This window comes from Streptomyces sp. P9-2B-2 (genome assembly GCF_030406865.1).
Classification (GTDB): domain Bacteria; phylum Actinomycetota; class Actinomycetes; order Streptomycetales; family Streptomycetaceae; genus Streptomyces; species Streptomyces platensis.
In genome coordinates, this window is sequence record NZ_CP129126.1 from 6,638,251 (window position 1) to 6,661,512 (window position 23,262).

A 23,262-nucleotide genomic window follows, 5' to 3' on the forward strand; every position below is an offset into this window, starting at 1 on the left:
GGGTGGCCGGGACAAAGTAGGCTGAGCCCTATGCCCGAACGCCGTACCGTCGCCCTTGTCACTCTTGGCTGCGCCCGTAACGAGGTGGACTCGGAGGAGCTCGCAGGCCGCCTGGCAGCGGACGGCTGGGAGCTCGTCGAGGAAGCCGCCGATGCCGATGTCGCCGTCGTCAACACCTGTGGTTTCGTCGAGGCCGCAAAGAAGGACTCCGTAGATGCCCTGCTGGAAGCCAACGATCTGAAGGATCATGGCAGAACCCAGGCCGTGGTGGCCGTCGGCTGCATGGCCGAGCGCTACGGCAAGGAACTCGCCGAGGCGCTGCCCGAGGCGGACGGAGTGCTCGGCTTCGACGACTACAGCGATATCTCCGGCCGGCTCCAGACCATCCTGAGCGGCGGAAACGTCGAGGCCCACACCCCGCGCGACCGCCGCAAGCTGCTGCCGATCAGCCCGGCCGAGCGCCAGGGCTCCACCGCGGTCGCGCTGCCCGGCCATGCCCAGTCCGGTACCGACGAGCCGGCCGCCCCGCCCGAGGACCTGCCGGAGGGCATCGCGCCGGCCTCCGGACCGCGGGCCCCGCTGCGCCGCCGGCTCGGCACCAGCCCGGTCGCCTCGGTGAAGCTGGCCTCCGGCTGCGACCGGCGCTGCTCGTTCTGCGCCATCCCGTCCTTCCGCGGCTCCTTCATCTCCCGCCGGCCCTCCGATGTGCTCGGGGAGACGCGCTGGCTGGCCGGGGAGGGCGTCAAGGAGATCATGCTGGTCTCCGAGAACAACACCTCCTACGGCAAGGACCTCGGCGACATCCGCCTGCTGGAGACGCTGCTGCCGGAGCTGGCTGCCGTCGACGGCATCGAGCGGATCCGGGTCAGCTACCTCCAGCCCGCGGAGCTGCGGCCCGGCCTGATCGACGTGCTCACCGGCACCGACAAGGTCGCGCCCTACTTCGATCTGTCCTTCCAGCACTCGGCGCCCGGTGTGCTGCGGGCGATGCGGCGCTTCGGCGGCACCGACAGCTTCCTGGAGCTGCTGGAGACGATCCGCACCAAGGCGCCGCAGGCCGGAGCCCGCTCCAACTTCATCGTGGGCTTCCCCGGCGAGAGCGAGAGCGACCTGGCGGAGCTGGAGCGCTTCATCACCGAGGCCCGGCTCGATGCCATCGGCGTCTTCGGCTACTCCGACGAGGACGGCACCGAGGCCGCCTCGTACGAGGACAAGGTCGACCCGGACGTGGTCGCCGAGCGGCTGGCGCGGGTCTCCCGGCTGGCAGAGGAGCTGACCGCGCAGCGCGCCGAGGAGCGGATCGGCGAGACGCTGCGGGTGCTGGTCGACCGGACCGACGACGAGGACGGTGTCGTCGGGCGGGCCGCGCACCAGGCCCCGGAGACCGATGGCGTCACCCTGCTGTCGACCGACCGGGAACTGGAGCCCGGTCGTATGGTCGAAGCAAAGGTGGTGGCGAGCGAGGGCGTGGACCTCGTCGCGGAGGTGCTGTCGGTGGAGGGCACAGGGTGTACCGAGGAGGCGGGCAGATGACCGGAGTCCCGGCATCCGCAGCGGGTGGCCCGCGCACGGCGCCGGTCGTCCGGCAGGCCGGGCTGTGGAACATCGCCAACGTCCTGACGATGCTGCGGCTGGTGCTGGTCCCGGCCTTCGTGCTGCTGCTGATGCACGACGACGGTACGGATCCGGTCTGGCGCGTCTTCGCCTGGGCCGCGTTCGCCGTCGCCATGATCACCGACGTGTTCGACGGGCATCTGGCGCGGGCGTACAACCTGGTCACCGACTTCGGCAAGATCGCCGACCCGATCGCGGACAAGGCGATCATGGGTGCCGCGCTGATCTGTCTGTCGGTGCTGGGTGATCTGCCCTGGTGGGTGACCGGCGTGATCCTCTTCCGGGAGCTCGGCATCACGCTGATGCGGTTCTGGGTGATCAAGCACGGTGTCATTCCGGCCAGTCGCGGCGGCAAAATCAAGACATTGGCGCAGGGCACCGCGGTCGGGATGTACGTCCTGGTGCTCACGGGTCCGCTGGCCACCTTCCGCTGGTGGGTGATGGCGGTGGCGGTGGCGCTGACCGTCGTCACCGGGCTCGACTACGTTCGGCAGGCCGTGGTGCTGCGCCGGGCCGGGCTGGCCCGGGAGCGGGCCGTGCGCGCCGAGCGGGACGCGGCGCGGTGAACGGGCCGGGTTCTGCCGCCGCCGGGGCGCTGGAGATGCTCGCCGGGCGGGGACAGAGCCTGGCTGTGGCCGAATCACTGACCGGCGGCCTGGTGGCGGGCGCGCTGACCGCCGTCCCGGGGGCCTCGCGGGTGGTCCGGGGCTCGGTCACCGCGTATGCGACCGAGGTCAAGCGGGACGTGCTGGGCGTGGACGGCGCCCTGCTGGCCGCGCGCGGTGCCGTGGACGGCGAGGTCGCCCGGCAGATGGCGAGCGGTGCGCGGCGGGTGCTGGGCGCCGACTGGGGCCTGGCCACCACGGGTGTGGCCGGCCCCGATCCGCAGGACGGGCATCCGGTGGGCACCGTTTTCGTGGCGGTGCAGGGACCGGACGGTGCCGGAGCGGTGCGCAGGCTGTCGCTGGCGGGGGATCGTGACCGGATTCGCCAGGACACCATTCGCGCCGTGCTCGCACTGTTGTTGAGCGAACTGACAGAAAATATGCGGGCACAGGATACGGAACAACACGGGGGGAATGGATGTTTGCAGCCCTGAGTGAACACGTACTTGCGCCCGGCACTGGTACCGCCCGAGGCGGTACGGTGGGGCGAGAAGGATCCGGATCCGAGGTCCGAGGAGGGAGCCAGCGATGATTCTGCTTCGTCGCCTGCTGGGTGACGTGCTGCGCCGACAGCGTCAGCGCCAGGGCCGAACCCTGCGCGAGGTCTCTTCCTCCGCCCGGGTATCGCTCGGCTATTTGTCCGAGGTGGAGAGGGGGCAGAAGGAGGCTTCCTCCGAGCTGCTCTCGTCGATCTGTGACGCACTGGATGTGCGGATGTCCGAGCTCATGCGGGAGGTCAGCGATGAGCTGGCGCTCGCCGAGCTGGCAGCGTCCGCGGCCGCCAGCGACCCGGTGCCCGCACCGGTGCGGCCGAAGCTCAATTCGGTGTCCGTCACGTCCCTGGCCGGTGTGCCGGAGGACCGCGTGACCATCAAGTCCCCGGCCGACGTCGTGGATGTCGTCGCGGCCTGACACCCCTGTTCGTACGCATCGAAGCCCTGGTAGGCGCAGCCTGCCGGGGCTTTGTGCTGCCCGTACGGGGGCGGGGGTGCGCGGCGCATCGGGGCCCCGGCGGGCGCTCGGCCGGACCGTCCGGGCAGCTCGGAACGGGCGATTCATTTATACGATGGCCGAACCGGATAAATCGCCCGAACAGGAGTATCTGGATGTCTGTCGTCAAGAGCACACTGTCCGACGGGGACCGCGGCATCGTCGGGAACGCCCTCCAGGGAGCCCTCGTCGACCTGGTGGATCTCTCCCTCGTCGCGAAGCAGGTGCACTGGAACGTCATCGGTCCGCGCTTCCGCTCCGTACATCTCCAGCTCGACGAGGTCGTCGCCAGTGGACGGCAGCACGCCGACACGGTGGCCGAGCGGGCGGCGGCGATCGGGGTGTCCCCGGACGGGCGGGCGGTCACCGTCGCCAAGACCAGCGGCATCGCCGAGGTCACGGACGGCTGGATCAAGGACGGCGACGTGGTGCGGGCGATGGTGGAGGCGCTGAGCGCGGTCATCGGCCGGATGCGCGAGCGGATCCTCGCCACCGCGGAGGCGGACCCGGTCAGCCAGGACATCCTCATCGGGCTGACCGCCGACCTGGAGAAGCACCACTGGATGTTCCAGGCCGAGGCCCAGTGACGGACGGCGGCGGGCGCTGAGGCCGCGGGCTCTCGGGTGTGCCTGACGGGGTCGGCGGCGTCCAGGGACGTTCCGGGGCTTGCGGGGCCGGCTGCGCGCCGGAAATGCCCCGGTGCGCCCTCCCGCCGGGCGGCGGGGCCCGTCTAGCGTCGGCCGGAGGAGGCAGCCATGGGGTGGCGTGACTTCGCGGCCCGCGGACCGGTTGGACGGCGTCCGCGTTCCGTGCCGGGGCGCCGGATATCCGCGGCCGTCGTCCTCTCCGGGGTCGTCGCCGGGGGGCTGTGGTGGTGGGCCGCGGTCCGGCTGGTGGTGTGGCCGCAGTCGGCGGGGGTGGTCGAGGGGGCCGTGCTGGTGGGCGGCTGGGGGCTCAGTCTGCTGCCGGTGCACTGCGTGCCGCGGGCGAACCGGAAGGACGGTCTCTGTCATCGCGCCATGGCGCGGGCGGCCCGGCGGGTACGGGAGCGGCGGGGGGCGGTCACCAGGGCATGGCGACGCCGCCGTTCGGGCGGAGGACCTGGCCGGTCATGAAGGACGAGGCGTCCGATGCCAGGTGCAGCACGGTGTGGGCGACGTCTTCCGGCTCTCCCACCCTCCCCAGGGGCGACATCCGGATCATCGGGCCCTCCGCCTGCTGCTGCGCCTCCGCGGTGTGGCGGTCGGTCATCGCCGTACGGATCCAGCCCGGGGCGACGGCATTGACGCGGATGCCGTGCCGGCCGATCTCGGTGGCCAGGGTCTTGGTGAGCTGGACGACGGCGGCCTTGGCGGCGCCGTAGGAGAGCAGGCCGGGGGCGCCGGTGTCGATCGCGCCGGAGGCCATGTTCACGAGGGAGCCCCGGGTGCCGGTGGCGATCATGGCGCGGGCGGCCTCCTGGCAGCCGTACAGCACGCCTTTGAAGTTGGTGTTCCAGACCCGGTCCAGATCCGCGTCCTCGGTCTCCAGGACGGGGGCGGAGTGCATGATTCCGGCGATATTCGCCATGACGTCGAGGCGGCCGGTGGCGCTGCGGGCCGCGTCGACGACGGCGGCGACCTGGTCGCGCCGGGTGACATCGAGCTGATGGGCGTGTGCGGAGCCCGCTGCCGCGGTGATGGCCGCGGTGGTCGCCTGCGCGCCCTGTGCGTCGAGGTCGGCGCAGTGGACGGTGGCTCCGGCGTCGGCGAGGAGGGTGGCGGTGGCGCGGCCGATGCCGCTCGCCGCGCCCGTGACGAGCGCGGTGCGGCCCGTGAGGTCGTACGCCGTGAGAGGCATGGGACGAGGGTAGGGAGGGATCTGACGGGGCGTCAATTGGCGTGCGTGGGTCCTCCGGGCCGGCCGGTGGGGTGGCTGCCCCGTGGGTCCGGCTGGCAGGTGGGGCACCAGTAGGTGACGCGTTCCTCGGCGGCGGGGTCCTGGTCGGCGGTGCGGATACCGGCGCCGCAGCGCAGGCAGGGGCGGCCGGCCCGGCCGTAGACCCACAGTCGTCGGTCGGGGCGGGCGCTGGGCGTGGTGATACGGGCGGGGCGTCGCTTGTTGACCTCGAGGAGCTTCTTGGCGAGCGTGGGCACGCGTTCCGGCCGGGGGAGCGCTCCCATGGGGAGCCAGGGCGAGGCGTGCAGCAGGAAGCACAGCTCGCATTTGTAGACATTGCCGATGCCGGCGAGATTGCGCTGGTCGAGCAGGGCCTCGCCGAGCGGGCGCTCCGGGGTGGCGAGCAGGCGGCGCAGGGCTTCGGCGGGGTCCCAGTCCGGGCCGAGGAGATCGGGTCCGAGATGGCCGACGACCCGGGGCTCGTCGGCGGTGCGCAGCAGATCGAGCACGGGGAGGCGGTAGCCGACGGCGGTGTGGTCCGCGGTGCCGAGGATCGCTCTGATCTGGTGGGCGGGGCCGCCGTGCCAGCGCTCGGCCGGGGCGTAGATCTGCCATGCACCGTCCATCCGCAGATGGGAGTGGAGGGTCAGACCGCCCTCGAAGCGGGTGAGGAGGTGCTTGCCGCGGGGGAGGACGCCCAGCACCCCGCGGCCGGTCAGATCCACCGTCGCCAGCCGGGGCACGCGCAGATCGCAGCGGGTCAGCGGGCCGCCGGTCAGCGCGTCGTGGAGCCGCTGGGCCAAGCGCCAGACGGTGTCACCTTCGGGCATGCCACCATCATGCCGGGAGCCGGGAGCCGGGAGCCGGGAGCCGGGAGCCGGGAGCCGGGAGCCGGGAGCCGGGAGCCGGGAGCCGGGAGCCGGGAGCCGGGAGCCGGGAGCCCTCGGCCCGTGGGGCGGGCGCGGAGCAGAGCGCCGTTGTGGTCAGCCGCGCAGGCGCAGGCCCCGGGGAGTGGGGTGGAAGCCGGCGGTCTCCAGGGTGACGGCGTACGGGGAGGTGAGGGCCGCGGTGCCGTTGATGCGTTCGGTGGTGATGGTGCCCAGGGCGCCGGCGCGGGCGGCATCCGTGAGGGCCTCGACGGCCAGCTGGAGGCGGGGGTCCGTGGCGGCCCGGTCCGGTGCGGGGCCGAGCGGCCAGATGAGCAGGGTCTTGCCGCCGCGCTCCATGTAGAGCGTCAGCTCGCCGTCGACGAGGACCACCAGGGAGCCCGCCTTGCGGCCGGGTTTGTGGGTCGAGCCCTCGGGCGGCTCGGGCCAGGACAGTGCGGCACCGTAGGCGTTCGCGGGGTCGGCGGCGGCCAGGACCACGGCGCGCTGCGGGCCGCCCCGCCGGGACGATGCCGGGCCGCTCTCCGGCAGCGCGGCATCGGCGGTGCGCTCCCGCTGGGTGCTGACCGCGCGCAGCCGGTCCACCGCCCCGTCCATCGCGAACTGGGCAGCGCCCAGCCCCTCCACCACATAGCCGCGACGGGCCTGACCGGACTCCTCGAAGGCGGCCAGTACCCGGTAAGCGGCGGAGAACCCGCCCTCGACCCCTTCGGCGGCGACCGCGCCCCGGGTGACGACGCCGTGCCGGTCCAGGAGCGCACGGGCCAGGGCATGGGCGCGGTGGGTGGGGTCCGGCTCGGTGGTGGGCAGCAGCGACCAGCGGCCACCCACTGTCGGCGGGCCGGAGCGGGAGGCGGTGGGCCGGCCGCCGCGGCCCGCGGCCGCGGTCAGCGAGCCGTACCGGCCCCGGGGGACGGCGCGGCGGGCGCGATGGGCGGTCGATCCTGCCGTACGGCCCGAGCCGAGGAGGGCGCGCAGCGGGGCGAGGGTGTCGTTGGTCAGCCGGCCCGACCAGGCAAGGTCCCACAGCGCGTCGGCCAGCTGCGGATCGGTGGCGTCCGGGTGGGTGGTGGCGCGGACCTGGTCGGCGAGCTGGCGGAAGAACAGCCCGTAACCGGGGGCGAGGGCGGTCAGCAACGACTCGTGCAGCGCGGTCAGTTCCAGCGGGAGCGGCGGCGGGAGCAGCAGCGGGGCGGAGTCGGCGAGATGCAGCGAGAGCCAGCCGTCCTTGCCGGGGAGCGCACCGGCGCCGGCCCACAACACCTCACCGGTGGCGGTGAGTTCGTCCAGCAGTGCGGGGGTGTAGCCGCCGACACGGGACGGCAGCACCAGCTTTTCCAGGGCGGAGGCGGGCACCGGGGCGCCCTGGAGCTGCTCGATGGCGCGCACCAGGCCGTCGATGCCGCGCAGGCTGTGCGCGGCGCCGCCGAGGGGTGCGGACACACCGCCGGCCGCTGCCGGGCGCGGTGCGCCGACGTGCTGCCACTGAGGGAGGAAGGCGGCGAGCGCGGCGGGCGGCACCGGCTCCAGCTCCTCGCGCAGCGCGGCGAGCGAGCGGCGGCGCAGCCTGCGCAGCACCTGGGCGTCACACCACTCCTGGCCGATGCCCGCGGGGTGGAACTCGCCCTGGACCACCCGGCCGGCGGCGGCGAGCCGCTGGAGCGCCCCGTCGGTGACGGCCGTCCCGAGGCCGAAGCGGGCGGCGGCCTGCTCGGAGGTGAACGGGCCGTGGGTGCGGGCGTAACGGGACAGCAGATCGCCGAGCGGGTCCTTGACCGGTTCGGTGAACGACTCCGGGACACCGACCGGCAGCGCCGTGCCCAGCGCGTCACGGAGCCGGCCGGCGTCCTCGACGGCGGCCCAGTGGTCGGCGCCGGCGATCCGTACGGAGAGGGCCCGGCGGGCGGCGGCAAGCTCCCGGGGCCAGGCCGGATCCGCGCCGCGCTCGGCCAGCTCGGCATCGGTCAGCGGCCCCAGCAGCCGCAGGACGTCGGCGACGCCCTCGACGTCCTTGACCCGCCGGTCGTCCGTACGCCACTGGAGCTCGCGCTCCAGCTCGGCCAGCACCTCGGCGTCCAGCAGCTCGCGCAGCTCGGCCTGGCCGAGCAGTTCGGCGAGCAGCCGGGAGTCCAGGGAGAGGGCGGCGGCGCGGCGCTCGGCGAGCGGGGAGTCGCCCTCGTACAGGAACTGGGCGACGTAGCCGAACAGCAGCGAGCGGGCGAACGGGGAGGGCTCGGGGGTGGTGACCTCCACCAGGCGGACCCGGCGGGACTCGATGTCCCCCATCAGCTCCGTCAGGCCCGGGACATCGAAGACGTCCTGGAGGCATTCGCGGACGGCTTCCAGCACGATCGGGAAGGAGCCGAACTCGCTCGCCACCTGGAGGAGCTGGGCGGCCCGCTGGCGCTGCTGCCACAGCGGGGTGCGCTTGCCGGGGCTGCGCCGCGGCAGCAGCAGGGCGCGGGCGGCGCATTCCCGGAACCGGGAGGCGAACAGCGCGGAGCCGCCGACCTGGTCCGTGACGAGCTGATCGACCTCGCCCTGGTCGAAGGCGACATCGGCGGCGCCCACGGGGGACTGCTCGGGGTCGTACTCCGCGCCGTGGCCGGGCGGTCCGGCGGACGGGTCGAAACCGCTGTCGCCGTCGAGGAGATCGAGGCCCATCAGATCGGCGTCGGGCAGCCGCAGCACGATGCCGTCGTCGGCGTGCATCACCTGGGCGTCCATGCCGTGGCGCTCGGCGAGGCGGGCGCCGAGGGCCAGCGCCCAGGGGGCGTGCACCTGCGCGCCGAACGGGGAGTGGATGACCACCCGCCAGTCGCCGAGCTCGTCGCGGAACCGCTCCACGACGATCGTGCGGTCATCGGGGACATGGCCGCAGGCCTGCTTCTGCTCGGCGAGGTAGCTCAGCACATTGGACACCGCCCAGTCGTCCAGCCCGGCGGCGGACAGCCGGGCCCCGGCGTCCTCCGGCGCGAGCGAGCCGATCTCGCGGAGGAACGCGCCGAGCGCGCGGCCCAGTTCCAGGGGGCGGCCCAGCTGGTCGCCCTTCCAGAAGGGCAGCCGCCCCGGCATCCCGGGGGCGGGAGTGACCAGCACCCGGTCGCGGGTGATGTCCTCGATGCGCCAGGACGTCGTGCCGAGTGTGAAGACATCGCCGACGCGGGACTCGTAGACCATCTCCTCGTCGAGCTCTCCGACGCGGCGCCCGCCGCCGCCCTTGCCGGAGTCGCCGCCCGCCAGGAACACCCCGAACAGGCCGCGGTCGGGGATGGTGCCCCCTGAGGTGACGGCCAGCCGCTGGGCCCCGGGGCGGCCCGTGACCGTCTGTGCGACGCGGTCCCACACCATGCGCGGCCGCAGCTCGGCGAAGGCGTCGGAGGGATAGCGGCCGGCGAGCATGTCCAGCACGGCCGTGAACGCCGACTCGGGAAGCGCGGCGAACGGGGCGGCCCGCCGGACCAGGGTCAGCAGCTCCTCGACGTCCCAGGTGTCCATCGCGGTCATGGCGACGAGCTGCTGGGCGAGCACGTCCAGCGGATTGGCCGGCACCCGCAGCGCCTCGATGGCGCCGGAGCGCATCCGCTCGGTGACCACGGCGGCCTGCACCAGATCGCCGCGGTACTTGGGGAAGACGATGCCCGTCGAGACCGCGCCGACCTGATGCCCGGCCCGCCCGACGCGCTGGAGACCGGAGGCGACCGAAGGCGGCGACTCCACCTGGACGACCAGATCGACCGCGCCCATGTCGATGCCCAGCTCCAGACTGGAGGTGGCGACCACGGCCGGCAGCCGGCCCGCCTTCAAGTCCTCCTCCACCTGGGAGCGTTGCTCCTTGGACACGGAACCGTGGTGGGCGCGGGCCAGCAGCGCCGGCGCCCCCTTGGCGGCACCGGCCTCGGCCATCAGCTCCGCGGGGGAGTGGTGTTCCGGCAGGGCCTCGCCGGTGGCCCGCTCGTAGGCGATCTCGTTGAGGCGGTTGCACAGCCGCTCCGCCAGACGGCGGGAGTTGGCGAAGACGATCGTGGAGCGATGGGCCTGGACGAGATCGGCGATCTTCTCCTCGACCTGCGGCCAGATGGACGGCTTCTCACCGGTGTCGCCCTCCTGGACGGGCGAGCCGCCCAGCTCACCCATGTCCTCCACCGGGACGACCACCGAGAGATCGAAACGCTTCCCGGACGGCGGCTGGACGATCTCCACCCGGCGCCGCGGCGACAGATAGCGGGCCACCTCCTCGACCGGGCGGACCGTCGCCGACAGCCCGATCCGTCGCGCCGGACGGGCCAGGAGTTCGTCCAGCCGCTCCAGGGACAGCGCCAGATGCGCCCCGCGCTTCGTGCCGGCCACGGCATGGACCTCGTCCAGGATCACCGTCTCGACGCCCGCCAGTGCCTCCCGGGCCGAGGACGTCAGCATCAGGAACAGCGACTCGGGGGTCGTGATGAGGATGTCCGGCGGGCGGTTGGCGATCGACCGGCGCTCGGCGGGCGGGGTGTCCCCGGAGCGGATGCCGACCGTGATGTCCGGCTCCGGCAGCCCGAGGCGGACCGACTCCTGGCGGATGCCCGTCAGGGGACTGCGCAGATTGCGCTCAACATCTACGGCCAGCGCCTTCAGCGGGGAGACGTACAACACCCGGCAGCGCTTCTTCGGCTCGGCGGGCGGCGGACTGCTCGCCAGCGCGTCCAGCGACGCGAGGAAGGCGGCGAGCGTCTTGCCCGAACCCGTCGGCGCCACCACGAGGACGTCGGAGCCCGCGCCGATCGCCCGCCAGGCGCCCTCCTGCGCGGCCGTGGGCGCGCTGAACGCCCCGGCGAACCAACCGCGGGTCGCGGGGGAGAACGTCTCGAACGCTGCCTCGGCCATGTCCCCCATCGTGCACCGGACCACTGACAACGCGGACCCGCGCGCCGCGCCCACCCCAGCCGACCGGGCCTTTTCCGGCCGTCCACGCCTCGGACGGGCGGGCCGGCGGCCGTCCGGCGGACGCAGAATGGCGGCATGGTCATGGTCAGCGGGGAGAGCGCGGCCGACGGCGGGCCCGGCGCGGCGGCCGTGCCACGGGCGCGCGGCGAGTGGGCGCGCCACTGGCGCTACGACGGGCTGCCCGGCCTCGACCTGCTGCGCGCCCGCTACGTCCGGCACTCCTTCCCCCGGCACGCGCACGACGGCTATGTGGTCTGCGCGGTGACCTCCGGCATCGAGGAGGTCGGGCTCCGGCAGGGCACCGTCCGGGCCGGCCACGGCGGCATCATCATGATCAACCCGGAGGTCGCGCACACCGCGCGGGCGGGCGCACCCGAGGGCTGGACCTACGCCACGCTCTACCCGTCCTACGAGCTCGTCGCCGAGATCGCCGAGGAGACCACGGCGCTGCGCGGCACCCCGGGCTTCGACCGGACGACCGCTGAGGAGCCACAGCTCGGCCGCATGATCACCGAGATCCACCGGGCCGCCGAGACCGGGAACGCCCTGGCCGCCGACAGCCTGCTGCGGACCGTCGTCGCCCTCCTGCTGCGCCGGTACGGAGGCCCGCTCCCGGCGCGTACACCCCACACCGCGGGCGCCCGGACCGCCGCCCGCGCCCGGACCGTCCTGGAGGAGCGGATGGCCGACCCGCCCTCCCTGGAGCGGCTGGCGCAGGAGCTCGGTACCAGCCCGTTCGCGCTGCTGCGGGCCTTCAAGAGCGCGTACGGCATGCCGCCGCACACCTGGCTCACCGACGCCCGGGTGCGCCGGGCCCGCAGGCTCCTGGAGACGGGCCGCACACCCGCCGATACGGCCGTCGCCGTCGGCTTCACCGACCAGCCGCATCTGAACCGGCACTTCACCCGGATCGTCGGCGTACCGCCCGGCGCGTACCGGAGGGAGCGGCCGGCCCAGCGGCGGGCGGTACGAGCGGAGGGGCTCTGAGCGCGCGGTCGGGCGGCGCCCGCGCCGGGCGCAAGAACGTACAAGACCTGCGACAGTCCCGGAACCTAAGGTCCGGGACGTGCCAGAACAGACAGAGATACGCACCACGGAGCCGGCCGCGCCACCGCCGCCGGCACCGCCCGCGACCTCCGACGCCACCGTCATCAGGGACGCGCTCGGCGTCGGCATCGCCGTCGGCCTCTCCGGATTCGCCTTCGGCGTGACCTCGGCCGGCGTCGGGCTCAGCCTCTTGCAGACCTGTGCGCTCAGCCTGCTGGTGTTCACAGGGGCCTCACAGTTCGCCCTGGTCGGCGCGCTGGCGGCGGGCGGCAACCCGCTCACCGCCGCGGCCGGCGCGTTCTTCCTGGGCGCCCGCAACGCCTTCTACGGGCTGCGGCTGTCCGCCGTCCTCGGGTACCGGGCCACGGTCAAGCCGTTCGCCGCCCACTGGGTCATCGACGAAACCTCGGCCGTCACCCTGGCCCAGCCCGACCGGCGCAGCGCCCGGCTCGGCTTCACCGTCACCGGGCTGACCCTCTACGTCCTGTGGAACCTCACCACCCTCGCCGGTGCCCTGGGCGCCGAGGCGCTCGGCGACACCGAGGCCTGGGGCCTGGACGCGGCCGGCCCCGCGGTCTTCCTGGCGCTGCTGGCGCCGATGCTCAAGGACACCGTGGAGCGGGTCGCGGCCGGTCTCGCCGTGGTGCTGGTCATGGTGACGCTGCCGCTGCTGCCCACCGGTGTACCGGTGCTGGTCGCGGCGCTCGCCGCACCCGCCGTCCTCGTCGTCCAGGGGCGCCGCGGGCGGGGGACGGCGCAGGGGCCGGGCGCCGACCGGGCCGACGACCAGGGCCCGCCCGCGCGCCCGGAGGGAACCCCCGCGAGCCGCCCCGCCACCGAGGAGGACCGGGCATGAACGTCTGGATCGCCATCGCCGTCACCGCCGTCGGCTGCTACCTGGTCAAGTACCTCGGCCTGGCGGCGCCCGCCGGCCTCCTGGAACGCCCGCTGGTCAAACGGCTGGCCGCGCTGCTGCCGGTGGCCCTGCTGGCCGCGCTCACCGCCCAGCAGACCTTCAGCGACGGCCGGCACCTGATGCTCGACGCCAAGGCCGCGGGGGTGGCCGCCGCGGCCGTCGCGCTCCTCCTGCGGGCGCCGTTCCTCCTGGTCATCGGCGTCGCCGTGGTGGTCACCGCAGGGGTGCGGGCCCTGGGAGGGTGAGCGCTGCGGGACGCCCCCTAGGTGTGTTGTCCCGGGACGTTGGTGACAGGCGACATGCACCGTGGTGGTGCTTGAACGGGTGAGGGCCTTCTGGGATTGGTGTGGATTGCGACATCTCCACCGGTTCTCAGGAGGCCCTCGTGTCCCACCGTAATGCCCCGCTGACCCCAACCGGCAGGCTGCGTCTGGCCCGGTGCGTCGTTGACGACGGCTGGCCGCTTCGCCGGGCCGCGGAACGCTTCCAGGTCAGCCACACCACCGCTGCCCGCTGGGCCGGCCGTTACCGACTGCACGGCCCAGCGGGCATGGACGACCGCTCCAGCCGCCCCCACCACCAGCCACGACGCACCTCCCCAGCCGTCGAGGAGCACGTTCTGCGGATGCGGCATGAACACCGCATCGGCCCACTGCGACTCGCAGGCCGCGCCGGCATCGCAGCCTCCACCGCCCACCGCATCCTCCAGCGCCACCACACACCACCCCTGGCCACGCTGGACCGGGCCACCGGCGAACCCGTCCGCCGCTACGAGCGCTCCCGCCCCGGCGAACTGGTCCACATCGACGTCAAAAAGCTCGGCCGCATCCCCGACGGCGGCGGCCACAAAGCCCTCGGCAGGGCCGCCTCCAGCCCGAACAAGGACCGCCGCAACGGCGCCGGATACGCCTACCTGCACACCGCACTCGACGACCACTCCCGCCTCGCCTACACCGAAGACCTGCCCGACGAGACAGCCCCGACCTGCGCCGCCTTCCTGACCCGCGCCACGGCATGGTTCGCCGGACAAGGCGTCTTCACCGAACGCGTGCTGACCGACAACGCCTGGGCCTACACCAAGAACACCTGGCGCCAGACCTGCCGTGACCTGGGCATCAGCCCCCGCTGGACGCGGCCCTGGCGACCCCAGACGAACGGCAAGGTCGAGCGCTTCCACCGCACCCTGCTCGACGAATGGGCCTACCACCGGCCCTACACCTCAGACGCCGAGCGCCAAGCAGCGTTTCCCAACTGGCTGGACTGGTACAACTACCACCGACCCCACACCGGAATCAGCGGCCACACCCCAGCCAGCCGCGTCACCAACCTGTCCGGACAACACACCTAGGTCCTGTCGTCAAACTCCCGTCGTCTGCCCGGAGGGCAGGTCCCGCGGCGTCTGGTGCGTGCGCTCGCAAGGCGGAGGGTCGTCCTCGTAGTGGGCCTACGTGGACGATCCCGACAACGCAGCGAGCGTGCGTGCCAGACGCCGCGGGGCAGGCGGGAGTTTGACGACAGGGCCTAGAGGGGACGCCCGTACGCCCGGAGGGTGAGCAGCGCCCTGAGAGTCACCATCGGACGGCTCTCCAGCGCCGTCCCGGGTGCCCACACCCGCCAGTTCAGCGGCCAGCCGCCGTCCTCCTCCTGGAGCGCGACGAGGTGATCCAGTGCCCGTTCCATCTCCTCGTCGGTGAACCAGTCGCGGGCCAGCGAGCCGGGCGCGGGCGCGAAGTCGTAGGCGAGGTGGTGCTCCCCGGGGGCGTACCCCGGTGCCACCGGGACGTCCGTGGCCTGCTCCGGGTCCAGCAGCACCAGGCGCCGGTCCCGTACGAGCCGGCCGAGCCGCTGCGCCGCCGCGGCGGCCCGCGGCCGGTCCGGGGCGCCGTCCAGGAAGGCCACCGCCGCCTCGACCTCGTACGGGTGGGTGTCCTCCATCGACTCCACGGCCGCCCAGCAGTAGTCCGTGGCCCGGAACAGCCAGGCGTGCCACACCTCGTTCCGGTGCAGGACCCCCACCACGGGGCCGGTGGCCAGGAGAGCGCTCGGCGGATCGTCGACCACCGGGATCCAGGGCGCGGACGGATAGCCGCGCAGCGAAGGGTGCAGCGCGGGCAGCGCGCCCTCCGGGGTGGAGATCTTCGTCAGATAGCGGCAGATCCGCTCCACCTGGCGGCCGTCGCACCGCCCGATCAGATCGAGGACCTTCAGGGCGTGCGCGGTGTGCAGCGGCTGGCTGACCGGGCCGCGAAGGTCGGGCTCCAGGGCGTGGCCGAAGCCGTCGTCGTCGTTGCGGTACGCGGCGAGCGCGGTCTCCACGGGGTCGGCCCCGCCGCCGAGGAAGTGGTACTCGAAGAGCCGCTGCTCAAGTACCCGGGCGGTCAGCCAGACGAATCGCTCGGCTCGCGCCAGAGGAGTCGAAGGTGAGCTTACGTTTTCGGCCATGGGCTGACCGTAGGGCCGTTTCCTCCTGGTGGCACCGGCTCGCGATCGCTGCCCTCCCAGGGCGGGATACTGAAGGCATGCGGTTGACGGTCTTCTGGCAGCGGATGGCGGATCACTTCGGTGCGGCGTATGCCGACTCCTTCGCGCGCGATCATGTGATGTCCGGCCTCGGCGGCCGGACCGTGCACGAGGCACTGGACGCGGGGTGGAGCGCCAAGGAGGTGTGGCGGGTGGTCTGCTCGGTCATGGAGGTGCCGTCCGACAAACGCTGAACGGGCCCGTCGCAGGGCTCTGACCTGGCCGGAAGAGGGCCCGGGGGCCGGGCGGCGAGGGCCGGGGCACGGCCCAGGACCGGGAATGTCATGACCGTACGCGACACTTGGCTCCGTGCCCGAGTCAGAAGAGATCCCCAGCAACGACGTCCCACGCCCCGAGGACCGGTCCGATGCGCGGATGCCGCGCTGGCTGCCGCGCGCCATGGTGCTCGCGCTCGCCCTGGTGGCCTGCTTCCAGCTCGCCACCTGGGGATTCCACCAGCTGATCACGCTGCTGCTGAACGTGCTGATCGCGTTCTTCCTCGCGCTGGCCGTCGAACCGGCCGTCGACTGGATGGCGGCCCGGGGCATGCGGCGCGGGCTGGCCACCGGTCTGGTCTTCGTGGGCATCCTCGTCGCCGCGGCCGGATTCTTCGCGCTCCTGGGCTCCATGCTCGCCGGCCAGATAGCCAACATGGTCGAGGAGTTCCCGCAGTACCTGGACTCTGTGATCAGCTGGATCAACAACACCCTGCACACCCACCTCTCGCGGGTCCAGGTGCAGAACAACCTGCTCAAGTCGGACTGGCTCCAGAAGTACGTCACGGACAGCGCCAACAATGTGCTGGCCGTCTCCGCGACGGTGCTGGGCAGTCTGTTCAACCTGCTGACGGTGGCGCTGTTCTCGTTCTACTTCGCCGCCGACGGGCCCCGGCTGCGCCGCGCGCTGTGCTCCGTGCTGCCGCCGCACCGCCAGGCGGAGGTGCTGCGCGCCTGGGAGATCGCGGTCGCCAAGACCGGCGGCTATCTCTACTCGCGCGGCCTGATGGCGCTGATCTCCGGCATCGCGCACTACGTGCTGCTGGAGTTCCTGGGGGTCCCGTACGCCCCGGCACTGGGCATGTGGGTGGGCCTGGTCTCCCAGTTCATCCCGACCATAGGGACCTATCTCGCGGGCGCCCTGCCGGTCCTGATCGCGTTCACCGTCGACCCCTGGTACGCCCTGTGGGTCTTCGGCTTCGTCGTGACCTACCAGCAGTTCGAGAACTACCTCCTCCAGCCGCGGATCACCGCCAAGACGGTGGACATCCATCCCGCCGTCGCCTTCGGCTCGGTCGTCGCCGGCACGGCCCTGATGGGCGCGGTGGGCGCGCTGATCTCGATCCCGGCGACGGCGACCCTGCAAGCCTTCCTCGGCGCGTATGTGAAGCGGTACGAGGTCACCGACGACCCGCGGGTCCACGGCAGACGCGAGCGCGGGGTCCGGGCCCTGGCCCGTATGCGGCGGAATCTGCACGACGCGCAGCCGCCGGCTCCGCTGGAGGACCGGAAGGCGGGCGGCACCCCGGCCGAGGGCCAGGACGCGGGCTGACGGAGGGCGCACCATCGGAGGGGCGGGGCGGCCTCGCGCGGGCGGTCCCCCACCGACGACGCGTGGGTGAGGCTGCTTGACACCAAAATCGAACATCCATTCTCATGGGAGTTCCGGCCGCTGTCCTCGGGGTTTTCGCGAGAGTTATCCACAGGCCGGAGCCGGGTCCGGGCGCATTGTCAGTGGCAGGCGTTAGCGTCATGGACGTGAAGCGATCGACTCAAGCAAATCGGGTGGAACCCATGGCAGGCACCGACCGCGAGAAGGCGCTGGACGCCGCACTCGCACAGATTGAACGGCAATTCGGCAAGGGCGCCGTGATGCGCATGGGGGAGCGGCCGAACGAACCCATCGAGGTCATCCCCACCGGCTCCACCGCGCTTGATGTCGCGCTCGGGGTCGGCGGTATCCCCCGCGGCCGCGTGGTCGAGGTCTACGGCCCGGAGTCCTCCGGTAAGACGACCCTGACCCTGCACGCCGTCGCGAACGCCCAGAAGGCCGGCGGCTCCGTCGCGTTCATCGACGCCGAGCACGCGCTCGACCCGGAGTACGCCAAGAAGCTCGGCGTGGACACCGACTCCCTGATCCTGTCCCAGCCGGACAACGGCGAGCAGGCACTGGAGATCACGGACATGCTGGTCCGCTCCGGTGCGCTCGACCTCATCGTGATCGACTCCGTCGCCGCCCTGGTGCCGCGGGCCGAGATCGAGGGCGAGATGGGCGACTCCCACGTCGGCCTCCAGGCCCGGCTGATGAGCCAGGCGCTGCGCAAGATCACCAGCGCGCTCAACCAGTCCAAGACCACCGCGATCTTCATCAACCAGCTCCGCGAGAAGATCGGCGTGATGTTCGGCTCGCCGGAGACCACGACCGGTGGCCGTGCGCTGAAGTTCTATGCCTCGGTGCGTCTCGACATCCGCCGCATCGAAACCCTCAAGGACGGCACGGACGCGGTCGGCAACCGCACCCGCGTCAAGGTCGTCAAGAACAAGGTCTCCCCGCCCTTCAAGCAGGCCGAGTTCGACATCCTCTACGGCCAGGGCATCAGCCGCGAGGGCGGCCTGATCGACATGGGCGTGGAGCACGGCTTCATCCGCAAGTCCGGCGCTTGGTACACCTACGAGGGCGACCAGCTCGGCCAGGGCAAGGAGAACGCCCGCAACTTCCTCAAGGACAACCCGGATCTCGCCAACGAGATCGAGAAGAAGATCAAGGAGAAGCTCGGCATCGGCGTGCAGCCGCAGGCCCCGGCGGCGGAGCCCGGCACGGACGCCGCGGTGGCGGCGGCCGAACCGGCTGCGGCTCCGGCACCGGCGGCCAAGGGCGCCAAGGGCTCCAAGGCCACCGCGGCCAAGAGCTAGCCCGCCATGACGCGGCGAACGGAATGGCCGGGCAGCGAGGACGAGATCGACAGCGCTGCCGGCGACGCCGAGACCCGTAGCGGGCGCAGGGGCCGTCATGGCCGTGAGGACAGCGGTGGCCCCTCCTCGTCGAGGGCCGAGTCGGGGCCACCGCGTACGCCCGAGGAGCAGGCGCGGGCCATCTGCCTGCGCCTGCTCACCGGGAATCCGCGTACGCGCAAGCAGCTCGCGGACGCCCTGCACCAGCGGGGCATCCCCGAGGAGGCCGCGGACGAGGTGCTGTCCCGCTTCGAGGACGTCGGGCTGATCGACGACGCGGCCTTCGCCGACGCCTGGGTGGAGTCCCGCCACCATGGGCGCGGCCTGGCCCGGCGCGCCCTGGCCCGCGAACTGCGCACCAAGGGAGTGGACTCCGCCCTCATCGATGTGGCCGTCGGCCGCCTCGACTCCGAGCAGGAGGAGTCCACCGCCCGCGAGCTGGTCGACCGCAAACTGCGGGCCACCAGAGGCCTGGACCGCGAAAAGCGCCTCCGCCGCCTGGCCGGAATGCTGGCCCGCAAGGGATACCCGGAGGGCCTCGCCCTCCGCGTCGTCAAACAGGCGCTGGAGGAGGAAGGCGAGGATCCGGATCTTCTGGAGCAGCACGGCTTGCTGGACATATGAGGGGCGGCGGTCGGGGGCACCGTAGCCGTCAGTGAATCCGGCGGGCCGGTGACCGGGCGGCCGCGCACCGGGCCCGGCGGAGCACTGGGTCCGGGGGCGCCGACCTCAAGGACAACTGACTGAGGGCAGCGGCGACTTCGTCGCGACGGAGGCGACGGACGCGGCGAGGGCGCGGGTGCAGACACAAGCGCGGACGCAGGCCCGGGGGCCGAACCTCACCCCCACCGAAGCCTCTCAGCCCCCCACCCCCAACCCCGCCCCCCGCCAAGCCTGAAATCCCCCTGCCAGATCGGTGGCCCGGTGCAGCCCCAGTTGGCGTAGGGAGACGGCGGCGAGGCTGGATGCGTAGCCCTCGTTGCAGATGACGACGATCGGCAGGTCGTGGTGTGTTGCTTCCGGGGCGCGGTGTGCGCCTGTCGGGTCGAGTCGCCATTCCAGTTCGTTGCGCTCGACGATCAGGGCGCCGGGGATGGTGCCGTCGCGCTCCCGCAGCTCCGCGTAGCGGATGTCCACGAGCAGTCCGCCCGCCTCCCGGAGGGCGGCGGCCTCCTGCGGGTCCACCCGGTGCCCCAGTTGGCGCCGGGCCTGCGCCAGCAGGGCGTCGACCGCGCTCATGCCCACTCCTCCGGCTGCTCGACCGCTTCGAGCCGCAGCACCGGCCCGGTGCGGCTGTAGCGGCGCATCAGCGGCAGCGGCGGATAGTAGGCGTGCACCGATACCGCGTGGGTGTCCGCGGAGAGGTTGAGCACCTGGTGCACATGGTGCGGGCCGAACGCCCGCCCGTGCCCGTCGCGGAGCCGGCGCTCCCGGTCCACGTCGTCGGCGAGTTCCAGGGTCTTCCAGCCCTCGGTGGGCAGCGCGGCGGCGAGCGACTGTTCCGTCAGCTCACCCGCGGCCGCCGCGAAGGCGCCGCGCGAGCCGCCGTGGTCGTGCCAGCCGGTGCCGGTGCCGGGCGGCCAGCCGATCAGCCAGGCCTCGCTGCCGCCCGGCCCGTCCAGCCGGAGCCAGGTACGGCCTTCGGGATCGAGCGGGAGCGAAGCGACCAGGGCCCGGTCGGTGGCGGCCCGGCGGGCGAAGCCGAGGAGTTCGGTGGCGCTGGGCCCGCTGTCCTTGCCGAGGGCAGGCGGGCGCGCAGGGGTGTGTACGTCGGGCACGGAAACCGTCCTGAGTGATCGCGAAGAGGCGCGGCTGCCGGTCGGAGGCGGGCGGCCGCGCGGGGAAGGAAGATGCGGATCAGCAGGACGGACGACACATGCAGCCCGCGTAGCGGACCAGGTCGAGATGGACCCTCCGCCAGAATCGCGAGCTGTGATCAGTCATTCTCGGAGTGAAGCACGGTGCTTCCCACAGGGTCAACCGTGGAAGAGTCCTCCTCTCCGGCCGCGTCGCCCCCGGGTGCAGCGGCTTCCCGGCCGGACCCGGTCACCGGCCCGTGTGCCCCGCCCCGTACCGCGTTCGCGCACGCGGCCATCTCGGCCGGGCGGACGCCGGACAGCGCGGTGACCAGATGGCCGTCCGGCCGCACGAGCAGCACGGTGTGCGCGGACGCACCCGGATAGGCCTCGGTGACCAGGATCTCGGCGTCCATCGGCAACGCGTCGACCGCTTCGGCCAGTCGGGGCATCAGGCCGGCCGACTGCCAGTGCCGGCGGTCCCAGACGCCGGTGCCGGGTGCCACCAGCACCACCAGCAGTCCGAGCCCGAGCCGGTCGCGCAGCCGCACCACCGACCCGTCCGACGCGGTCACCGCCACATCCGTGACCGGCGCGCCGGGCGGTGTCTCGACGAGCGGGCCGCCGGTGTGCCCGTCGGGCGGTCCCAGCGGGGTGCGGGCATAGACGGGCGGTGCGCCGAGCGGGCCGCGGCCCAGGTGGCCGTCGGTCAGCAGGGTGCTGCGGCCGCGTGCCGCGCCGGGAAGGACGGTGCGCCAGCGGGCCGAGCGGCCGTCGCGCAGCAGCGGCAGCGCCTGGTCCGCGGCGCGCAGCCGGGCCGCGACCGCGCCCCGGCGCTCGGCCTGGTAGCTGTCGAGCAGTACGTCGGACGCGCCGTGATGCCAGGCCAGGCCCAGTTTCCAGGCGAGGTTCTCGGCGTCCCGCAGCCCCTCGTCCAGGCCCTGGGTGCCGAGCGCGCCCAGCAGATGTGCGGCGTCCCCGGCGAGGAAGGCCCGGCCCTGCCGCCAGTCCCGGGCCAGCCGGTGGTGGACGGTGTGCACACCGGTGTCGAGGAGTTCGTACGGCGGGACCAGCCGGCCGTGGCCGCGCCCCCGGGGGAGCGCGGTGTCGCCCTCGGCGCCGGTCTCGTCGGCGGGGCCAGACGGTGACTCGCTGGTCCAGCCGGCCAGTGAGTCCCGGATCCGGGCGACCAGGGCGTCCGGGGTGACCAGTTCGCGCCCGGGCGGCAGCAGCCAGTCCAGCCGCCAGACATGCCCGGCCAGCGGGCGGGCGGAGACCTCGTTGCCCGGTCCGCCGCCCTGCCGGGGCGGCGAGCGGTGCAGCAGCGCCTCGCCGGGCCAGGGGAGCTCGCAGCGCAGCGCGGCCACCGCATGCCGTTCGACGGCCGTACGGCCCGGGAAGCGGATGTCCAGCAGCTTGCGGACAGTCGACCGGGGCCCGTCGCAGCCGATGAGGTAACTCCCGCGCCACCACGTGCCGTTGGGGCCGCGGGTGTGGGCGCTGATGCCGTGCTCGTCCTGTTCGAGGTCGGCGAGCCGGCTGCCGGTGACGATCTCGGCGAGCTTCTCTTGGGCGAGTGCGGTGCGCAGGGCGCGGGTGAGTGCGTGCTGCGGGAGGTGGAGCGGGGATGCGGTGGCGGGGGCGGCCGCGCCGTCCGGGGGCCGCGGGGCGAAGGCGACGCGCTCCCGCAGGCGCCGGCGGCGCATCGTGCGCCATGCGGTCCAGTGGGCGCCGGCGCTCTCCAGGGTGTCGGCGCAGCCGAGCCGGGCGACGAAGGCGGCGGTGTCCGGGCGGAGCACGACGCTGCGGGCGGGCCGGGTCTCCTCCTGGCCGGTGGTCTCGTCGAGGACGACGGTCGGGACGCCGAGGCGGGCGAGGGCGAGCGAGAGGGAGAGGCCGACCGGGCCGGCCCCGACGACGATCACCGGGTCCACGGCGCAGCTCCCCGGGGCCGCTGGTACGTACGGGACATGCGGGAACTGGCAGTTGGAGCCCGGTGCGTGATCACACAGCGTATGCAACCCACTGCGACCGCTCGCGTCAAGTGACGGAGGCGGTGGCGAGGGTGCCACCGCCTCCGGACGGATCGATATCGGCCGCGGGCGGCCCGCGGTGTGTCAGTCCTTCGTGGCGGCCGGGCCGTCGGGCGCCGCGTCGGAGACCTCCATCGCGTCGGTGGCCGTGACCGGCTCGCCGGCCGTGGCGACACCGATGCCCGTCTTGGCCCGCCGGCCGCGCTGCTCGATCCAGTTGGCGAGGGCGGACAGCGCCAGGCACATCGCGACATAGATGGCGCCGGTGACGATGATGAACGGCACGTAGGTGTCGTTGCCGTTGACGATGATGTTGGTGCTCATCTGGCGGGCGGTGAAGAGCAGTTCCTCGAAGGTGATGATGTAGCCGAGGGAGGTGTCCTTCAGGGTCACCACGAGCTGGCTGATGATCGTCGGCAGCATCGCCCGCACGGCCTGCGGGATCAGCACCGTCGTCATGACCTGCGTCTTGCTCATGCCCAGGGCGTACGCGGCCTCGCGCTGTCCCGTGGGCACGGAGTTGATGCCGGCCCGCAGCACCTCGGCCTGGACCGAGCCGTTGTAGACGGTGAGGCCGATGACCAGTGCCCAGAACTGCGGCTGGTTCCCGGCCAGGCCGAGGCTCTCCCGGTTGCTGAGGAGGAGCACCCACAGGGCGTAGATGGTGATCAGCAGCGGCACGGCGCGGAACAGCTCGATGAACCCGGTCGCCACCCAGCGGACCGGCCGGTGGTCGGAGAGCCGCGCCACCGCGAGCAGCACGCCCAGCACCAGCGACAGCACCGCCGCGACCGCGAAGACCTGGAGGGTCGTCAGCAGACCGTCGCGGATGTTGGTCCGCACACCGGCGTTGTTGAAGATGTTCCACACCTCGGGCGCGAGCTGGCCCTGAGTGTTCAGCCGCAGCACGACGAAGACGATCAGCGCCAGTACCGCGAGCGAGCCGACCACGGAGTAGACGAGGTTGCGGGTCCTCGCCTTCGGTCCTGGTACGTCGTAGAGAACGCTGGCGCCGCTCATGCCCTTACCTCGCTTTGTT

22 protein-coding genes are annotated in these 23,262 nt (G+C 72.9%); 13 read left to right on the forward strand and 9 right to left on the reverse strand.

Annotation, left to right across the window (positions count from 1 at the left end):
• Nucleotides 1-30 precede the first annotated feature (30 nt).
• The 5 genes from rimO (at nucleotide 31) to QT196_RS29310 (ending at nucleotide 3,856) form a co-directional block, all read left to right on the forward strand.
• Nucleotides 31-1,533: a 30S ribosomal protein S12 methylthiotransferase RimO gene (gene rimO, locus QT196_RS29290; RefSeq protein WP_168481664.1), complete on the forward strand. Its 1,503-nt coding sequence runs from the start codon at nucleotides 31-33 to the stop codon at nucleotides 1,531-1,533.
• Entirely contained in the window at nucleotides 1,530-2,180 is a 651-nt protein-coding gene (gene pgsA, locus QT196_RS29295) for a CDP-diacylglycerol--glycerol-3-phosphate 3-phosphatidyltransferase (protein ID WP_085925229.1), read from the forward strand. Before rimO ends, pgsA begins: the two co-directional genes overlap by 4 nt.
• Entirely contained in the window at nucleotides 2,177-2,713 is a 537-nt protein-coding gene (locus QT196_RS29300) for a nicotinamide-nucleotide amidohydrolase family protein (RefSeq protein WP_266738722.1), read from the forward strand. The genes pgsA and QT196_RS29300 overlap by 4 nt, the downstream gene beginning before the upstream one ends.
• 94 nt (nucleotides 2,714-2,807) lie before the next feature.
• Nucleotides 2,808-3,191, forward strand: a complete 384-nt coding sequence (locus tag QT196_RS29305) for a helix-turn-helix transcriptional regulator (protein ID WP_018092941.1) — start codon at nucleotides 2,808-2,810, stop codon at nucleotides 3,189-3,191.
• Nucleotides 3,192-3,385: 194 nt separating this feature from the next.
• Entirely contained in the window at nucleotides 3,386-3,856 is a 471-nt protein-coding gene (locus QT196_RS29310) for a DNA starvation/stationary phase protection protein (protein ID WP_168481666.1), read from the forward strand.
• A gap of 475 nt (nucleotides 3,857-4,331) precedes the next feature.
• Here the strand turns inward: QT196_RS29310 and QT196_RS29320 are convergent, their stop codons facing one another.
• The 3 genes from QT196_RS29320 to QT196_RS29330 all read right to left on the reverse strand — a co-directional run bounded on the left by QT196_RS29320 (nucleotide 4,332) and on the right by QT196_RS29330 (nucleotide 10,903).
• Nucleotides 4,332-5,108 (reverse strand): SDR family NAD(P)-dependent oxidoreductase, encoded by a 777-nt coding sequence (locus QT196_RS29320; RefSeq protein WP_290355995.1) that lies wholly within the window; start codon nucleotides 5,106-5,108, stop codon nucleotides 4,332-4,334.
• A gap of 32 nt (nucleotides 5,109-5,140) precedes the next feature.
• The gene (locus QT196_RS29325; protein WP_290355996.1) at nucleotides 5,141-5,977 is read right to left on the reverse strand and encodes a DNA-formamidopyrimidine glycosylase family protein; all 837 of its coding nucleotides are present in this window, start codon (nucleotides 5,975-5,977) and stop codon (nucleotides 5,141-5,143) included.
• 153 nt (nucleotides 5,978-6,130) lie between these two features.
• Nucleotides 6,131-10,903, reverse strand: coding sequence for a DEAD/DEAH box helicase (locus tag QT196_RS29330; protein ID WP_290355997.1), 4,773 nt, complete (start codon nucleotides 10,901-10,903; stop codon nucleotides 6,131-6,133).
• Nucleotides 10,904-11,038: 135 nt separating this feature from the next.
• Here QT196_RS29330 and QT196_RS29335 point away from each other — a divergent pair, with 135 nt between their 5' ends.
• The 4 genes from QT196_RS29335 (at nucleotide 11,039) to QT196_RS29350 (ending at nucleotide 14,274) form a co-directional block, all read left to right on the forward strand.
• A complete protein-coding gene (locus QT196_RS29335; protein ID WP_168481670.1) occupies nucleotides 11,039-11,950 on the forward strand; it encodes an AraC family transcriptional regulator in 912 nt (303 codons plus the stop codon).
• A gap of 97 nt (nucleotides 11,951-12,047) precedes the next feature.
• Nucleotides 12,048-12,866, forward strand: a complete 819-nt coding sequence (locus QT196_RS29340) for an AzlC family ABC transporter permease (protein WP_290356734.1) — start codon at nucleotides 12,048-12,050, stop codon at nucleotides 12,864-12,866.
• On the forward strand, nucleotides 12,863-13,171 hold the full coding sequence (locus QT196_RS29345) for an AzlD domain-containing protein (RefSeq protein ID WP_168481671.1): 309 nt from the start codon (nucleotides 12,863-12,865) through the stop codon (nucleotides 13,169-13,171). The genes QT196_RS29340 and QT196_RS29345 overlap by 4 nt, the downstream gene beginning before the upstream one ends.
• A gap of 140 nt (nucleotides 13,172-13,311) precedes the next feature.
• Complete coding sequence (locus tag QT196_RS29350; protein WP_168481483.1) at nucleotides 13,312-14,274, forward strand: IS481 family transposase; 963 nt, start codon at nucleotides 13,312-13,314, stop codon at nucleotides 14,272-14,274.
• A gap of 173 nt (nucleotides 14,275-14,447) precedes the next feature.
• Here the strand turns inward: QT196_RS29350 and QT196_RS29355 are convergent, their stop codons facing one another.
• Entirely contained in the window at nucleotides 14,448-15,368 is a 921-nt protein-coding gene (locus QT196_RS29355; protein ID WP_168481672.1) for a hypothetical protein, read from the reverse strand.
• 77 nt (nucleotides 15,369-15,445) lie between these two features.
• Between QT196_RS29355 and QT196_RS29360 the strand changes: the two genes are divergently transcribed.
• From QT196_RS29360 to recX, 4 genes are all read left to right on the forward strand, one after another.
• On the forward strand, nucleotides 15,446-15,640 hold the full coding sequence (locus QT196_RS29360; RefSeq protein ID WP_042159897.1) for a DUF3046 domain-containing protein: 195 nt from the start codon (nucleotides 15,446-15,448) through the stop codon (nucleotides 15,638-15,640).
• Between the two features lie 181 nt (nucleotides 15,641-15,821).
• Nucleotides 15,822-16,994 (forward strand): AI-2E family transporter, encoded by a 1,173-nt coding sequence (locus QT196_RS29365; protein ID WP_168484057.1) that lies wholly within the window; start codon nucleotides 15,822-15,824, stop codon nucleotides 16,992-16,994.
• Nucleotides 16,995-17,236: 242 nt separating this feature from the next.
• Nucleotides 17,237-18,355, forward strand: a complete 1,119-nt coding sequence (recA, locus tag QT196_RS29370; protein WP_168481673.1) for a recombinase RecA — start codon at nucleotides 17,237-17,239, stop codon at nucleotides 18,353-18,355.
• 6 nt (nucleotides 18,356-18,361) lie between these two features.
• Nucleotides 18,362-19,018, forward strand: a complete 657-nt coding sequence (gene recX / locus QT196_RS29375) for a recombination regulator RecX (RefSeq protein ID WP_168481674.1) — start codon at nucleotides 18,362-18,364, stop codon at nucleotides 19,016-19,018.
• Between the two features lie 234 nt (nucleotides 19,019-19,252).
• Here the strand turns inward: recX and QT196_RS29380 are convergent, their stop codons facing one another.
• The 5 genes from QT196_RS29380 to QT196_RS29395 all read right to left on the reverse strand — a co-directional run bounded on the left by QT196_RS29380 (nucleotide 19,253) and on the right by QT196_RS29395 (nucleotide 23,243).
• Entirely contained in the window at nucleotides 19,253-19,633 is a 381-nt protein-coding gene (locus QT196_RS29380; protein ID WP_290355998.1) for a rhodanese-like domain-containing protein, read from the reverse strand.
• Nucleotides 19,630-20,172 (reverse strand): cysteine dioxygenase, encoded by a 543-nt coding sequence (locus QT196_RS29385; protein WP_168481676.1) that lies wholly within the window; start codon nucleotides 20,170-20,172, stop codon nucleotides 19,630-19,632. Before QT196_RS29385 ends, QT196_RS29380 begins: the two co-directional genes overlap by 4 nt.
• A gap of 79 nt (nucleotides 20,173-20,251) precedes the next feature.
• The gene (locus QT196_RS39415) at nucleotides 20,252-20,338 is read right to left on the reverse strand and encodes a putative leader peptide (protein ID WP_311044721.1); all 87 of its coding nucleotides are present in this window, start codon (nucleotides 20,336-20,338) and stop codon (nucleotides 20,252-20,254) included.
• Complete coding sequence (locus QT196_RS29390; protein ID WP_168481677.1) at nucleotides 20,331-22,124, reverse strand: FAD-dependent monooxygenase; 1,794 nt, start codon at nucleotides 22,122-22,124, stop codon at nucleotides 20,331-20,333. Before QT196_RS29390 ends, QT196_RS39415 begins: the two co-directional genes overlap by 8 nt.
• A gap of 183 nt (nucleotides 22,125-22,307) precedes the next feature.
• Complete coding sequence (locus QT196_RS29395) at nucleotides 22,308-23,243, reverse strand: amino acid ABC transporter permease (RefSeq protein WP_168481678.1); 936 nt, start codon at nucleotides 23,241-23,243, stop codon at nucleotides 22,308-22,310.
• Nucleotides 23,244-23,262: the final 19 nt, after the last annotated feature.

What these genes read in the sequence shown, in the direction of transcription:
- QT196_RS39415 (WP_311044721.1), bottom strand. Translation starts at nt 20,338, where the DNA reads ATGACTGATCACAGCTCGCGATTCTGGCGGAGGGTCCATCTCGACCTG.
- QT196_RS29355 (WP_168481672.1), bottom strand. Translation starts at nt 15,368, where the DNA reads ATGGCCGAAAACGTAAGCTCACCTTCGACTCCTCTGGCGCGAGCCGAG.
- QT196_RS29305 (WP_018092941.1), top strand. Translation starts at nt 2,808, where the DNA reads ATGATTCTGCTTCGTCGCCTGCTGGGTGACGTGCTGCGCCGACAGCGT.
- QT196_RS29365 (WP_168484057.1), top strand. Translation starts at nt 15,822, where the DNA reads ATGCCGCGCTGGCTGCCGCGCGCCATGGTGCTCGCGCTCGCCCTGGTG.
- recA (WP_168481673.1), top strand. Translation starts at nt 17,237, where the DNA reads ATGGCAGGCACCGACCGCGAGAAGGCGCTGGACGCCGCACTCGCACAG.
- QT196_RS29360 (WP_042159897.1), top strand. Translation starts at nt 15,446, where the DNA reads ATGCGGTTGACGGTCTTCTGGCAGCGGATGGCGGATCACTTCGGTGCG.
- rimO (WP_168481664.1), top strand. Translation starts at nt 31, where the DNA reads ATGCCCGAACGCCGTACCGTCGCCCTTGTCACTCTTGGCTGCGCCCGT.
- QT196_RS29320 (WP_290355995.1), bottom strand. Translation starts at nt 5,108, where the DNA reads ATGCCTCTCACGGCGTACGACCTCACGGGCCGCACCGCGCTCGTCACG.
- QT196_RS29380 (WP_290355998.1), bottom strand. Translation starts at nt 19,633, where the DNA reads ATGAGCGCGGTCGACGCCCTGCTGGCGCAGGCCCGGCGCCAACTGGGG.
- QT196_RS29310 (WP_168481666.1), top strand. Translation starts at nt 3,386, where the DNA reads ATGTCTGTCGTCAAGAGCACACTGTCCGACGGGGACCGCGGCATCGTC.
- QT196_RS29345 (WP_168481671.1), top strand. Translation starts at nt 12,863, where the DNA reads ATGAACGTCTGGATCGCCATCGCCGTCACCGCCGTCGGCTGCTACCTG.
- recX (WP_168481674.1), top strand. Translation starts at nt 18,362, where the DNA reads ATGACGCGGCGAACGGAATGGCCGGGCAGCGAGGACGAGATCGACAGC.
- QT196_RS29325 (WP_290355996.1), bottom strand. Translation starts at nt 5,977, where the DNA reads ATGCCCGAAGGTGACACCGTCTGGCGCTTGGCCCAGCGGCTCCACGAC.
- QT196_RS29335 (WP_168481670.1), top strand. Translation starts at nt 11,039, where the DNA reads ATGGTCATGGTCAGCGGGGAGAGCGCGGCCGACGGCGGGCCCGGCGCG.
- pgsA (WP_085925229.1), top strand. Translation starts at nt 1,530, where the DNA reads ATGACCGGAGTCCCGGCATCCGCAGCGGGTGGCCCGCGCACGGCGCCG.
- QT196_RS29330 (WP_290355997.1), bottom strand. Translation starts at nt 10,903, where the DNA reads ATGGCCGAGGCAGCGTTCGAGACGTTCTCCCCCGCGACCCGCGGTTGG.
- QT196_RS29395 (WP_168481678.1), bottom strand. Translation starts at nt 23,243, where the DNA reads ATGAGCGGCGCCAGCGTTCTCTACGACGTACCAGGACCGAAGGCGAGG.